The sequence below is a fragment of the Pseudomonas sp. KT_2_4 genome, from assembly GCF_041410225.1.
GTDB lineage: Bacteria > Pseudomonadota > Gammaproteobacteria > Pseudomonadales > Pseudomonadaceae > Aquipseudomonas > Aquipseudomonas paracarnis.
In genome coordinates this window covers 5,906,486-5,920,041 of record NZ_CP166962.1, presented here as the reverse complement: position 1 = coordinate 5,920,041, position 13,556 = coordinate 5,906,486, and the positions used below count along the sequence as shown (strand labels likewise).

General features: G+C 61.7%; 12 protein-coding genes. 5 read left to right on the top strand and 7 right to left on the bottom strand.

Annotation, left to right across the window (positions count from 1 at the left end; genetic code table 11):
• Window positions 1-64: 64 nt before the first annotated feature.
• From AB9N64_RS27350 to AB9N64_RS27320, 7 genes are all read right to left on the bottom strand, one after another.
• Window positions 65-919, bottom strand: coding sequence for an alpha/beta hydrolase (locus tag AB9N64_RS27350; RefSeq protein WP_019816698.1), 855 nt, complete (start codon window positions 917-919; stop codon window positions 65-67).
• Window positions 916-1,719 (bottom strand): alpha/beta fold hydrolase, encoded by an 804-nt coding sequence (locus AB9N64_RS27345; RefSeq protein WP_014717752.1) that lies wholly within the window; start codon window positions 1,717-1,719, stop codon window positions 916-918. The genes AB9N64_RS27350 and AB9N64_RS27345 overlap by 4 nt, the downstream gene beginning before the upstream one ends.
• Window positions 1,720-1,816: 97 nt before the next feature.
• A complete protein-coding gene (locus AB9N64_RS27340) occupies window positions 1,817-2,260 on the bottom strand; it encodes a hotdog fold thioesterase (RefSeq protein WP_014717751.1) in 444 nt (147 codons plus the stop codon).
• Between the two features lie 30 nt (window positions 2,261-2,290).
• Window positions 2,291-3,940 carry an AMP-binding protein gene (locus AB9N64_RS27335; protein ID WP_014717750.1) on the bottom strand — a complete coding sequence of 550 codons (1,650 nt, stop codon included), beginning with the start codon at window positions 3,938-3,940 and terminating at the stop codon, window positions 2,291-2,293.
• 522 nt (window positions 3,941-4,462) lie between these two features.
• Window positions 4,463-4,912, bottom strand: coding sequence for a phosphohistidine phosphatase SixA (gene sixA / locus AB9N64_RS27330; RefSeq protein ID WP_014717749.1), 450 nt, complete (start codon window positions 4,910-4,912; stop codon window positions 4,463-4,465).
• Complete coding sequence (locus AB9N64_RS27325; RefSeq protein ID WP_014717748.1) at window positions 4,909-5,256, bottom strand: DUF4389 domain-containing protein; 348 nt, start codon at window positions 5,254-5,256, stop codon at window positions 4,909-4,911. The genes sixA and AB9N64_RS27325 overlap by 4 nt, the downstream gene beginning before the upstream one ends.
• 10 nt (window positions 5,257-5,266) lie before the next feature.
• Window positions 5,267-6,292: an NAD(P)H-dependent glycerol-3-phosphate dehydrogenase gene (locus tag AB9N64_RS27320; RefSeq protein WP_014717747.1), complete on the bottom strand. Its 1,026-nt coding sequence runs from the start codon at window positions 6,290-6,292 to the stop codon at window positions 5,267-5,269.
• A 195-nt stretch (window positions 6,293-6,487) separates the two neighbouring features.
• Between AB9N64_RS27320 and AB9N64_RS27315 the strand changes: the two genes are divergently transcribed.
• The 5 genes from AB9N64_RS27315 to fabB all read left to right on the top strand — a co-directional run bounded on the left by AB9N64_RS27315 (window position 6,488) and on the right by fabB (window position 13,434).
• Window positions 6,488-8,608, top strand: coding sequence for a TonB-dependent receptor plug domain-containing protein (locus AB9N64_RS27315; RefSeq protein ID WP_371103639.1), 2,121 nt, complete (start codon window positions 6,488-6,490; stop codon window positions 8,606-8,608).
• A 1-nt stretch (window position 8,609) separates the two neighbouring features.
• Entirely contained in the window at window positions 8,610-9,539 is a 930-nt protein-coding gene (locus tag AB9N64_RS27310; RefSeq protein WP_371359806.1) for an ABC transporter substrate-binding protein, read from the top strand.
• Window positions 9,536-11,437: an ATP-binding protein gene (locus AB9N64_RS27305; RefSeq protein ID WP_014717744.1), complete on the top strand. Its 1,902-nt coding sequence runs from the start codon at window positions 9,536-9,538 to the stop codon at window positions 11,435-11,437. Before AB9N64_RS27310 ends, AB9N64_RS27305 begins: the two co-directional genes overlap by 4 nt.
• Window positions 11,438-11,686: 249 nt before the next feature.
• Window positions 11,687-12,202: a 3-hydroxyacyl-[acyl-carrier-protein] dehydratase FabA gene (fabA, locus tag AB9N64_RS27300; protein ID WP_003190035.1), complete on the top strand. Its 516-nt coding sequence runs from the start codon at window positions 11,687-11,689 to the stop codon at window positions 12,200-12,202.
• 11 nt (window positions 12,203-12,213) lie between these two features.
• Entirely contained in the window at window positions 12,214-13,434 is a 1,221-nt protein-coding gene (gene fabB / locus AB9N64_RS27295) for a beta-ketoacyl-ACP synthase I (RefSeq protein ID WP_003190033.1), read from the top strand.
• Window positions 13,435-13,556: the final 122 nt, after the last annotated feature.

The following is a 13,556-nucleotide window of genomic DNA, read 5'->3' as shown; positions in this document are numbered from 1 at the left end:
ATCGAGTGTGTTCATGGTTGACTCCCTTTCAATCCGCCCAGCCTCGGCAGTTGACCCCGCCAAGTCAAGGCGTGGAGAAGAACCGATTGAAACAGTCTGCAACAAGAGCTGCACCGGGCTCGTCATTCAGGTGTAAATGATGGCCGCCTGGCAGCGTGGTAACCGTGAAGGGTAGCTGAGAAAGCAATCCGGAATGTTTCGCCAGCATGCCGTCAGCCGCGACCACCAACTGCGTAGGGCACCCTACCCTTCGCACGAAAGCCATGGCCTGTTCATCGGTCAGGCGCATCGGCGACGCCAGGGTCAGGCGGCTATCGCTGCGCCAAGTGTAACCGCCCGGCACCGGCATCAAACCGCGCTGGGCCAGGAGTTGCGCCGCTTCACGGCTGACCGCCACCACGCCTTTCATCCGCGCCTCAACGGCCCGATCAAGGCTGTTGTAGACGGGTTTGCGCTTGTCCTGCAGGCTCAATTGCGCCTGCAACGCCATGCCCAGGCGCTCGGCCGCGTTCTCGCCGCTGGCGGTCGGTGGGATCACGCCGTCGATCAGGCCCAGGTGTGTCACCCGCTCCGGCAAGGCCCCGGCCAACACCAGGGAGACTATGGCGCCAAGGGAGTGGCCAAGTAAGGCAAAACGTTTCCAGCCCAGTTGCTCGGCCACCTGCAGCACGTCGTAAACGTAATCCCACAAGGCATAACCGGCGCCAGCCGGGCGGTGCGCCGAATGCCCATGCCCCGCCATGTCCAGGGCGACGATGCGCAACCCGTGCAACTTGGGCGCCAGGCGCGCAAAGCTGTTGGCGTTGTCCAGCCAGCCATGCAAAGCAATCACCGGCAGCCCATCCTCGGGCCCGAACAGATGCGCGGCCAATTCGATGTGCGGCAAGCTCAGGCGAACCTCTTCGACAGGCGTACTCATGCGCAACTGCGCTCGCGGGCCTGCCAGCGGGCGAACAGGTTTTTGATCAAGGCAGCGGTGTCCTGGGGGCGTTCAAGAGGGAACATATGGCCCCCGGGCATGGTGAGCATTTCGCCCATGGGCAAGCGGTCGACACCGCTGGCATGGTGACGCATCACCACCCGGCTCTGGCGGCCACGCACCACGGCCAGCGGCACCTTCAACTGGCGCACCTGGCCCGGGCTGGTGTGGGGCACGCCGCGATAGATGCTGATTTCGGTGGCTGGGTCGAACCGCAGGCGCAGGCGATCGCCCACTTGCTGCAGACCATGTTGCAGGTACGCGTCAAAGCAATCGGGGTCAAAGCCACGGAACAGGGTCTTGCCGGCGAAATAGCTGCGCGCGGTGTCCAGGTCGGTGAATTCTTCGCGCCGGCCAAGCGTGCGCCCAGCCGGGGTGAGGCGGTCGATAAAACCAAAGCGCTTGGCAGCGCGGATCACCCAGCGGTCTGCGCGGGTGAGCACCGGCGAATCCAGCATCACCACGCCCCGGTACAGGTGCGGGCAGCGCATGGCCGCGTGCAAATGCAGCACGCCTCCCAGGGAATGGCCCACGCCCCATACCGGTTCTGGCTGCTGCTCCAGATGGTGGATCAGTTCGTCCACCAGGTTCTGCCAGTTATCATCCACCGGGAACCTGGGGTCGTGACCGTGCTGCGGCAGATGTGCCACCGCATATTCCGGGGCCAGGGCGGCAAACAGCTTGCCGTAAGTGGCCGAAGGGAAGCCATTGGCGTGGGTAAAAAACACGTGCTGCGACATACAGGTTCCATCAACAAAAACAGAGGGGGATTGTCACCATGCCCGGCCTCTACAGCAATGACTGTAACTGCCAGGAATGATGACACTCACGCCACGCCTATCGCGCCGGCGGTTGTTCACCCAGCGGCACCACGGCCATGGTCAGGCGCGAGACACAACTGGCCTTGCCCTCGTCACTGCTCAAACGGATGTCCCACACTTGGGTAGTGCGCCCGATATGAATAGCCTTGGCCACCGCCGTCACCCGACCGCTGCGCACACCGCGCAGATGGTTGGCGTTGACCTCCAGGCCCACGCAATAGAACTTGCTTGCATCAATGCACAAGTAGGCGGCCATGGAGCCGACACTTTCGGCCAGCACCACCGAGGCCCCGCCGTGCAGCAGGCCGTAGGGCTGATGGGTGCGGTGGTCGACCACCATACTGGCGGTAAGGGATTCGTCGTCGAAGCTTTCGAAGCGAATATCCAGCATTTCACCGATGGTGTTTTTCTGGATCGCGTTGAGGTGTTCGATATTCGGTTGGGTACGCCACAGGCTCATACGGTTGTCCTTGTTGGTTTTATTACGACCCTAATCCTGCCACAGAACGGTTTCGGCGCGCGCGCTCCATGCTTGCAATTGTGGCCCGTACGTCGACTCGATCACGTTGCGTTTGATCTTCAAGGTCGGCGTGAGAAAACCGTTTTCCACCGCCCAGTGGTCTTTCACCACCACCAATTGCCCCATGCGTTCGTGCTTGTCCAGACCCGCGTTCACCTGTGCCAGCCAGCGTTCAAGACCACTGCCGAGGGCTTGGCGGTCCTCGCCGGGTGCCGACAACACGCACAGCCCTATCGGCGCGCTGAGCCCCTCGCCGACCACACACACCTGTTCAATACGTGCATGTTCGGCCAGGCGGTTTTCAATCGGCGCCGGGGCCACGTATTTGCCTTTGCTGGTCTTGAAAATTTCCTTGAGGCGTCCGGTCAGGCGCAGGCGACCGTCCGCGTCCTGCTCGCCCTTGTCACCCGTGCGCAGGAAGCCATCTGCGGTGAGCGTATCCGCGGTTTTCTGCGGGTCCTTGAAGTAGCCCAACATGGTCGCGCCACTGTGTACCTGCACTTCGCCTGACGGGTCGATACGCACTTGCACGCCTGGGCAGGGCTGGCCGATCCAACCAAGCGTTTGCCCACCTGGGCGACACACATGGGAATAGCCGCAGTTTTCGGTCATGCCATACACCTCCAGCACATCCAGGCCCAGGCGCTGATACCAACGCAGCAACGCCTCGGGCACCGGCGCCGCGCCGGAAAGAGCGATACGCAGCGCATCCAGCCCCAGACCGGCGAGGACTTTATGGCCGACGCGCTTGCCGATAAAAGGCAGGCTTAACAGCATATCGAGCCTTTTTTCCGGGATTTCGGCGTAGACGCCCAGTTGGAATTTGGTCCAGATGCGCGGCACGCCAAACAAGGCCGTCGGCCGCGCCCTGCGCAAATCGGTCAGGAAGGTCTCCAGGCTCTCAGCAAAAAAAACGGTTTGCCCGGTATAGATCGACGCCATTTCCACAAACATTCGCTCCGCCACATGGCACAGCGGCAGGTACGACAGCAACCGGTCATCCTCTCCCAGGCCAAACAACTCAGTACCGCGCGTGGCAGCACACCCCAAGGCGCCGAAACTGTGCATCACCCCTTTGGGCAGGCCGGTCGTGCCGGAGGTGTAGATGATGGTAGCCAGGCTGTCGGCATCCGGTAGCGGGTTGTCCTGAATCGGCGAGCAGGCTTGCAGGTTCGCCCAGTTGAAATCGAAAGCCCCGTCAGGACACAGCGGCAGGCTGATAGTCGGGACACCCGCAGGGATGCCAGGCGCCATCGCCGACCAATCATCAAGCTTGCCGATCAGCGCCAACCGCGCCTGCGAGTGAGTCAGCACATGGGCGACTGAGTCCGCGGTGAGGTTGGGATAAAGCGGCACCGACACATGCCCGGCCATCCAGATCGCCAGGTCGGCGATGATCCAGTGGGCGCAGTTTTTTGAAATCAAGGCAATGTGCGAACCCTGGGGCAACTCCCGCGCGCGCAGCCAGTGCGCGGCGCAACGGGCCTGGTGGCCGACATCGCCCCAGGTGAGGGCCTGCACCTCACCGCCGCCGATGGGCTGAACGAGGAAGACTTTGCGCGGGTGCCGCGCTTCACGCTCGAAGAAGACCTGCAACGGCAAACGAAAAGCGACAGGCATGGGACGCGCTCCTTTGTGATCCGAGATACAGCTGAGCAAGCACTTGCTTGGTTGACGGTATAGCACAGGTAAAGGAAATGGCTTGTCGCTAACCACGATGCGAAGCGAGCCGCTCTTGATCTGCTCTTGATCTTGATCTCAGGCGCCCTGTCGAACCACGCTGGCCGGAATTCCGGGTCCTTTTCCAAAAGTCAGGGCGGAACTCTAAGTGGCCGTTACCGCAGGAATGGATATGTACTCGGTATAACGGTGTCGCCTGTCAGGTCGTCATCGCAGGCAAGCCAGCTCCCACATTTGGATTGCGGGGTGTCATGTAGATAGGCGTCGGCTGTCAAGCCGTCATCGCAGGCAAGCCAGCTCCCACATTTGGATTGCGGGGTGTCATGTAGATAGGCGTCGGCTGTCAAGCCGTCATCGCAGGCAAGCCAGCTCCCACAGTTGGATCGCGGGGTGTCAGCGAGATAGGCGTCGGCGGCAGGCTGTCGCGCAGGCAAGCGCCCTCGCCACAGCGTCGCACGATGCCTAGGGATTCTTCACACCCACCAGACTCATCAACCCCGCCAATGGAAAATCACCCTCAAGCTCCGCCAGGCTGGCCGTGTACATCGGCTGTGGCTGACGCTGATGCCCATGCTGCAAAAAACTGATCAGGCTGCCCACCAGCGGTTGGTGGCTGACCAACAGCACGTCGTCATCGCTGTCGAGTTTCTCCAGCACTCGCTGAACATCCCCATCGGGCGTCAGCCACGGCACAGTACGGATTTCGGGCTGAAACCCCAGCACATCGCGCACCAACTGCGCCGTCTGTTGCGCCCTTACATAAGGGCTGGCAATGATGGCGCCCAAGGGCTGGCCAATCAGGTGCGCAGCACTGCGCAAGACTTCGGCACGCCCATGCTCGGTAAGGTTGCGCTCGGCGTCCGTGGGTGCGTGCCCTTCAGCTTCACCGTGACGCAGAATCCATACCTTCATAGCTTCGGCTCTTCATCACGCACCGGGTGCGGTGCCGGCGGTACGCTGTGGGCCGCTTCGCCTTCGGGCGCACGTGGGGTTGGCCAATCGGCGAACGGCCAGGGCTTTTGCTCGGTGTGGAAGCTGCCGAAGCGGCCAATCTGCGCCAGGAACTGGCTGAGGCTGTCGCCAAAGTTCATCAGGCCCAGGTTCGGCGCTCCGTAGACCAGCCGGTAAATCAATTGCACCACCACCAACGCGCCGAGCAGGAATTGCGCCACCTGCCACACCAGCGCAAACACCAGCATCCACAGGATGCGCAAGACAATCGACTCGTATGGGGGGGCAGCTTTGGGATCGTTCATGACGCGCTCCTCAGTTAAAACCACTGGTGGAAATGAAGTCGACATCGGTCTTGGGCTCGGCCCGCATCAGTAACTCGATGACCTGGTTCAAGGTGCGCCCTTCGAACAGGATCGCGTGCAGCCCGGCGACCAGCGGCATGTACACGCCCACTTCCTGGGCCTTGGCCTTCAAAACCTTGAGGGTGTTGACCCCTTCGGCCACTTCACCCAGGCGCGTCACCGCCTCCTCCAGGCTCAGCCCTTGGCCCAGGGCAAATCCAACCTGATAGTTGCGGCTTTTAGGCGATGAGCAGGTGACGATCAAGTCACCCACGCCCGCCAGGCCGAGGAAGGTCATGGGGTTGGCGCCCTGGTTCACCGCAAAACGCGTCATCTCGGCCAGGGCACGGGTGATCAGCATGCTCTTGGTGTTTTCGCCCATGCCCAGGGCCACGGCCATGCCGGCGATGATCGCGTAGACGTTTTTCAAGGCGCCGCCCAATTCGACGCCGAAGCGATCGGCGCTGGCGTAGACCCGGAAAGTACGGCCATGCAGCACCGCCTGGACGCGCTCGCACAAGGCCTCGTCTTCACTGGCGACCACGGTGGCGGTCAACGCGTGCTCGGCGACTTCCCGCGCAAGGTTTGGCCCGGACAGCACGCCAATGCGCGCCTGAGGGGCGATCTCGGTGAGGATTTCACTCATCAACTTGAAGGTGTGGGCTTCGATACCCTTGGTCAGGCTGACCAACAACTTGCCAGCCAGGCGTTCGGCGTGGGGCGCCAATACCGAACGCAAGGCGCTGGAAGGCAGCGCGACGAAGCACAGGTCGCAAGCCGTGAGGGTGTCCAGCAGGTCGGTCACCGGTTCGACGGCAGGATGAATCTTGATACCTTTAAGGTAACGGGGGTTTTCGCGATGCACGCGAATGGCTTCGGCCTGCTCGGGGTCGCGCATCCACTGACGCACCGCGTGGCCGTTCTCGGCCAGCAGGTTAGCCACGGCGGTACCAAAACTTCCGCCTCCCAGGACCGCAATAGGGCGCTGTTCAGTCATATGCAATCCGTTAATCCATACCAGTGGCGATGGCGGCATTATACGGGGCGCCCGGCTTGCGGCCAGCCCCCCTATCAATTCGCGGTTTTGTCAGAAAATGCCACGGGTGTGCGAAGTAAATGCAAGTCCGACGACTGGCAAATAGCCGCGCCTCGGTTAACATGGTCGGCTATCCGCAATTAACAAGGCCGTGCCGTGTATCTAGGCCCTCCTCCTCGCTCATCACTGTTATTGATGCTGGTGTGCGCTACCTGCGCACAGGCCGACGATCTGTTCCTCGACAGCCAGCCGCTGCCCCAGGTCTTGACCGCCACGCGCCTCAAGCAATCGGCCGCCGCCGTGCCCGGCAGCATGACGGTGATCGACAGCGAGCTGATCAAGGCCAGTGGTGCCCGGGACATCTCGGAACTGCTGCGACTGGTTCCCGGGATGATGGTCGGCTACACCAGCGGCAACCAGGCCTCGGTGAACTACCACGGCACCAGCGCCAGTGATGCCCGGCGCATGCAGGTGTTGATCGACGGGCGCTCGGTCTACCGCGCTGGCCTGGCCACGGTGGACTGGAGCGATATCCCGGTGGCCATGGAGGATATCGAGCGCATCGAGGTCTTTCGCGGCCCCAACACCGTCAGCTACGGCGCCAATGCACTGATGGCGGTGGTGAATATCCTCACCCGCTCGCCGGCCAACAGCCAGGGTTCACGGATAAAGGTGGTCCGTGGCGAACGTGGCATCAATGACTTCTATGCCAGCCAGGGTGTGGGCTGGGAGACCGGCGATTTGCGCTTGTCCCTGTCCGGGCAACAGGACGATGGTTTTGACAGCGACGCAGCCGGCGCCGACCGCCGTGACGGGCGCCGTCTCAACCGTTTCAGCCTGGCGGTGAGCCAGACCTTGAATGGGCAACAAAGCCTCGATTGGCAACTGAACGTCAAGGAAGGCACGAACCAGCGCCCTTATACCTACACCCCGGTGTTTGCCGGGATTACCGAAGGCGGTAGCAATTCCGACGCCACCGCCAAAGACTATGCGGGCTCCCTGCGCTGGAACTTCGACTTCAACCCCGACCACAGCCTGTATATCCAAGGTTCGGCACAGCAATGGGACCGCAAGCAAATCTGGAAAGCCTGTGACGCCAAGGTCTCGTTCAGCCCGGAGCTGACCCAGCTATGGCAGCTCAACCCCAACTATGCCGAACAGCTGGCGCGGCACATGGACACCTACAGCCAAGGCTCCGCACCACCCGGCAGCGCCGCCGAACAGGCCTTGGCCAATCAGGTGCTGGGCCAGTGGCGCAACGGCGCCAACCAGAGCGTGTGCGGCGATATCGACCAGAGCGCCCGTGAAAGCCGCTACGACGTGGAGATTCAGGACACGCTCAGCCTCTCCGACAGCCTGCGCCTGGTCAGCGGCATGAATTACCGCTACGACCGCGCCGACTCCGAGACCTATTTCAATGGCACCTTGGACGACACCACTTGGCGTCTGTTCGGGCATCTGGAATGGCGCGCCAGCGAACACTGGCTACTGCAAGGTGGCGCCATGTACGAAGACACGCACCTGAGCGGCAACTCGCTGACGCCCCGTGTGGCGGTCAATTACCTGATCAACCCCCGCCACGGCTTGCGCGCGGTTTACTCCGAGGCGATCCGCTCGCCGGACATGTTCGAGAACAACGTCAACTGGAGCTACCGTGTCACCAATCTCAGCTCCCCGACCTACGGGCAAAACGCCGGGCAATATTTTGTCGTGACGCGCGGCCCCGGCAACCTCGACAAAGAGTTGATGCGCTCACGCGAGCTGGGCTACAACGGCTTCTTTGCCGAGCTGGGGCTGAATGTCGACGTGAAGCTGTTCTATGACGAAATCACCGACATGATCAGCTCGCCGCTGCGCAACAACCAGTACATCGCCAGTAACGCCAACAGCTCGCGCTTCACCGGTGCCGAGTCACAGTTCGACTGGCGCGTGAGTAGCGCCGACCGCCTGCGCCTGACCTATGCTTATGTAGACGCCGCCTCCAGCAACCCGCTGGACAAAGCGCAAACCGCGCGTAACAGCGGCTCGGCCGGTTGGCTGCGTGAATGGGGCCAGGGGTGGTCCAGCGCCTTGTTCTACTATGGCGACGACGCACTCAACCAATATCGCTTCCAGCGGGTCGACCTGCGGGTGGCCAAGCGCATTGCCGTAGGCAAAACCAACGTGGAGCTGGCGGGCATGTTGCAACAACGCCTGGATAACCAACCCACCACCTGGGCGGACAACAACTACGACCATCGCCACGTTCTCTACTTCAGCGCCGAGCTGGACTTCTGACATGGCCGATCAGTCACGGATGACATGCCTCCTGGTTTCACGATTGTGGCGCCGCGGCCTGCTGCTGGCGTGCCTGCTGCTGGCAGCGCCGGCCTGGAGTGCCAGCATCCTGCTCACGGCCGCCGAGGACGGTGCCGGTATGCGCGCCTTTACTCAGGCCCTTGCCCAACAGCGCCCCAACGACCAGGTCAGCTTTACCCCCCTCAACGAGTTGCCGGCGCCCAGGGACTTGCCCGCCAGCACCCGTTTGATCCTCCTCGACCTGCCCGGCCTCGACTGGCGCCTGCAGGATGCCCAGGGGCCGCCCGCTCTGGTGTTGCGCATCAGCCGCCTCCAGGCCCGGCAACGCCTGGGCAACACGCACCCGGCGAAAATCAGCCTGCTCTGGAGCGACCCGCCGCTGGAGCGTCAGTTGCGCCTGATCGCCCATATCCTGCCCCAGGCCCAGCGCGTTGGCGTGCTTTACGATGCCGGCAGTGAGTTCCTGCTGCGCGAACTGATGCAGGCCGCCAAGCCCATAGGCCTGGAAATCGTGCCCCAGCTCTGGGACAACACCAGTGACAGCCGCCCGCTGCAAAACCTGTTCAGGAACAGCGACGTGCTACTGGGCCTGGACGATCCGAACCTGTACAACCCCAAAACCGTAAAAAACCTGTTGCTGAGCAGTTACGCCCGACAACTGCCGTTGGTGGGGCCCAATGCCGGCTTTGTGCGGGCCGGCAGCCTGGCCAGCACCTACAGCGATCAGGCCGACTGGCTCGCCGTGCTGGACCATCTGCTGGACCAGCCGCCGGCCAATTGGCCGCACACGCTCTACCCTGAACACTTCAAAGTCGTGGGCAACCCGCAAGTCGCACGCTCACTGGGCATCGAACAGGTCGATGAAGTCGCCGTTGCCGCCCGCTTGGCCGAAGGAGAACAACGTCCATGACCTTGCGTCGTCGTTGGGATATCAACACCCGCACCCAGCTCATTACCCTGGGCCCCGCGCTGCTGTTGACCCTGCTGCTCATCACCTTCTTCACCTTTGTGCGCATCCAGGATTTGCGCCAGGAACTGGACCACACCGGTCAATTGATCGCCAACCAGCTGGCGCCCGCCACTGAGTACGGCGTGATTTCCGGCAACAACGACGTGCTTGAATCCCTGCTGCGTGCAACCCTGGCCACGCCCCATGTACGCTTCCTGGAGATCCAGGACAGCGCCGAGAATATCCTGGTGTACGTGGAGCAGCCGTCCGAGCGACATGATCGCTCGCTGTCGGTGAAGGTGTTCCAGGCACCGATCCGCCTGCAACACATCCAGCTCAACAATGACTTTTTCCAGGACAACCTCAACGAACCCAAGGCCCCCCGCGCGGACTACCTGGGGCGGGTGATCGTGGGCATGTCCAATGATGCGTTCAGCCAGCGCCAGCAGGAGATCCTGTTCAAGGCCGGGATCCTGGCCTTGTTCGCCCTGCTGTTTACCTTCCTGCTGGCGCGGCGCTTGTCGGCGAGCCTGTCAAAGCCGATCAGCGCCATGGGGCATGCGGTCAAGGCCATCCAGCAAGGCGATTACAAGACGCCACTGCCCATCGTCGATGACTCGGAACTGGGCGACCTCTCGCGGCATATCAACAACCTGGCCGAGGGCCTTCACCAGGCCAGTCGCGAACAGCAACAAGCCATGGCCCAGTTGATCCAGACCCGTGAAGAAGCCGAGCGGGCGAACAACGCCAAGTCGGATTTCCTGGCGATGATGAGCCATGAACTGCGCACGCCCATGAATGGCGTGCTGGGCATGCTGCAACTGCTGGAAACCACCGAGATGACCGAGGAGCAGACCGAGTATGCGGCGCTGGCTTCGGAGTCTACCGAGCACTTGCTCAAGGTGATCAATGACATCCTCGACTTCTCACGCATTGAACGCGCCGCACTGGAGCTGGAGCATATTCCGTTCAACCTGGCGGACCTGATCAGCAGCTGCGCCCAAGCGTTCCAGCACAGTGCCCAACAGCGCGGGCTGAGCCTGGAGTTGCCCATCCCCATGGGCCTGGAAGCCCTGCGGGTGCGCGGCGACCCGACGCGGATCCGCCAGATTCTGGTAAACCTGATCGGCAACGCATTGAAATTTACCGAACATGGCAGCGTGACCGTCGAGCCCCACTGGCAAACCCTGGACCATGAGTTGCTGTGGTTCACCTGCACCGTGCGCGACAGCGGCATCGGTATTTCTGCCGAACGCCTGGATTTGATGTTCGATGCCTTCCAGCAGGCCGACAGCTCCATTTCCAGGCGTTACGGTGGCACGGGCCTGGGCCTGCCGATTGCGCGCACCCTGGCCGAACGTATGGGCGGCACCTTGCGCGCCCAGAGCGAAGAAGGTCGAGGCTCAGTGTTCACCTTGGAGATTCCGCTGGCCATTGACCAGCAGCATGTGCCGGTCGCCGCTCCTGATGCGCTTGGCAAAGCCAGCGCGGGCGATGGGCGCCACGTACTGTTGGTGGAGGACAACCCGGTCAACCGCACCGTGGTCGAAGCGATGCTGCGCAGCCTGGGCTTCGAAGTCAGCCTGGCCACGGACGGCGCCGAGGCGATCCGCAGCGCCGAGAGCTTGATTTTCACCGCCATCCTGATGGATTGCCGCCTGCCCTTGATTGATGGCTACGAGGCCACGCGGCAGATTCGCCAACTGCCTGGCTGCGCCGATCTGCCGATCATCGCCCTGACGGCCAACGCCTTGCAGGGCGATCGCGAAGCCTGCCTGGCAGCCGGAATGAACGATTACCTGGCCAAGCCGTTCAAACGCACGGATTTGCAGCAAATCCTGCAGCGCTGGGTGCAATAGCGCCGCGCCATCAGCCAACTGCGACTGGCGTGAAAGACGAAAGTGGGGCAGTCTTAGGCACCCGAACGGGCTGATAAACAGGCCCGGTTTAAAATTTCAGTGAACAAGTGTACATTCAGTGCCTTGCCGCTGTGACTTTCACTACAACGCAATAGTCTATGTGTAGGCTGCCGCTATGAGGCATGAACGCTTCATTCGGTTCGGGAAGATTTGCCCAACCCAGCCGCATGGGATTATTGAGGAGCTCGCATGACCAAACAAAACGCCTTTACTCGGGAAGACCTGCTGCGCTGCAGTCGCGGTGAGCTGTTCGGCCCAGGTAACGCGCAACTGCCCGCCCCGAACATGCTGATGGTGGATCGCATCACCCATATCAGCGAAGAGGGTGGCAAGTACGGCAAAGGTGAATTGGTCGCCGAGCTGGATATCACCCCTGACCTGTGGTTCTTCGCTTGCCACTTCGAAGGCGACCCTGTGATGCCAGGCTGCCTGGGCCTTGATGCCATGTGGCAGCTGGTCGGTTTCTACCTGGGCTGGCAAGGCCTGCCGGGCCGCGGTCGCGCCCTGGGTTCGGGCGAAGTGAAGTTCTTTGGCCAGGTACTGCCGAGCGCCAAGAAAGTCACCTACAACATTCAAATCAAGCGCGTCCTCAAGGGCAAGCTGAACCTGGCCATCGCCGACGGTTCGGTGACTGTCGACGGTCGCGAGATCTATACTGCCGAAGGCCTTCGGGTCGGCGTATTTACTTCCACTGACAACTTTTAAGGGTTATCCGCATGCGCCGCGTCGTTATCACTGGTCTGGGCATCGTTTCTTGCCTGGGCAATGACAAAGAGACCGTCACCGCTAACCTGCGTGCAAGTCGCCCTGGCATCCGCTTCAACCCGGAATATGCCGAAATGGGTCTGCGTAGCCAGGTTTCCGGCTCCATTGACCTGCCCCTCGAAGAACTGATCGATCGCAAGATCTATCGCTTCGTCGGCCACGCTGCCGCCTACGCCTACCTGGCCATGAAAGACGCGATCGCGGACTCCGGCTTGAGCGAAGACCAGGTTTCGAACGTACGCACCGGCCTGATCGCCGGCTCCGGCGGCGCATCGACCCTCAACCAAATGGAAGCGCTGGATATCCTGCGCGAAAAAGGCGTGAAGCGCGTCGGCCCTTACCGTGTCACGCGGACCATGGGCAGCACCGTTTCCGCTTGCCTGGCTACGCCATTCCAGATCAAGGGCGTGAACTACTCGATCTCCTCCGCATGCGCCACCAGCGCCCACTGCATCGGGACTGCCGTTGAGCAGATCCAACTGGGCAAGCAGGACATCGTATTTGCCGGCGGCGGTGAAGAAGAGCATTGGAGCCAGTCGTTCCTGTTCGACGCCATGGGTGCATTGTCCACCCAGTACAACGAAACCCCAGAAAAAGCCTCCCGCGCTTACGACGCCAAGCGTGACGGTTTCGTCATCGCTGGCGGTGGTGGCATGGTGGTGGTCGAGGAGCTGGAACACGCCCTGGCCCGTGGCGCGAAGATCTACGCGGAAATCGTTGGCTACGGCGCGACGTCCGACGGCTACGACATGGTTGCGCCAAGCGGTGAAGGCGCCATCCGCTGCATGCAGATGGCAATGTCCACCGTCGACACCCCAATCGACTACCTGAACACCCACGGCACCTCGACCCCGGTCGGCGATGCCAAGGAAATGGAAGGCGTGCGTGCGGTATTTGGCGACAAGGCTCCGAAAATCAGCTCCACCAAGAGCCTGTCGGGTCACTCCCTGGGCGCCGCTGGCGTTCACGAAGCGATCTATTGCCTGCTGATGATGGAAGGCAACTTCATGGCCGGCTCGGCCAACATCGACGAGATTGATCCGGTTGTGGCCGATATGCCGATCCTGACCAAGACCGTTGAAAACGCCAAGATCGACACCGTGATGAGCAACAGCTTTGGTTTTGGTGGCACCAATGCCACCTTGGTACTCAAGCGCTGGCAGGGCAAGTAAGCCCGCAGGTTGATCACACGAAAAAGCCCCGACTGGTTCGGGGCTTTTTTTTGCGTTTGATTTGAAACCGCGTCGCCTTCATCGCAGGCAAGCCAGCTCCCACATTCGACCGTGCTCACCTT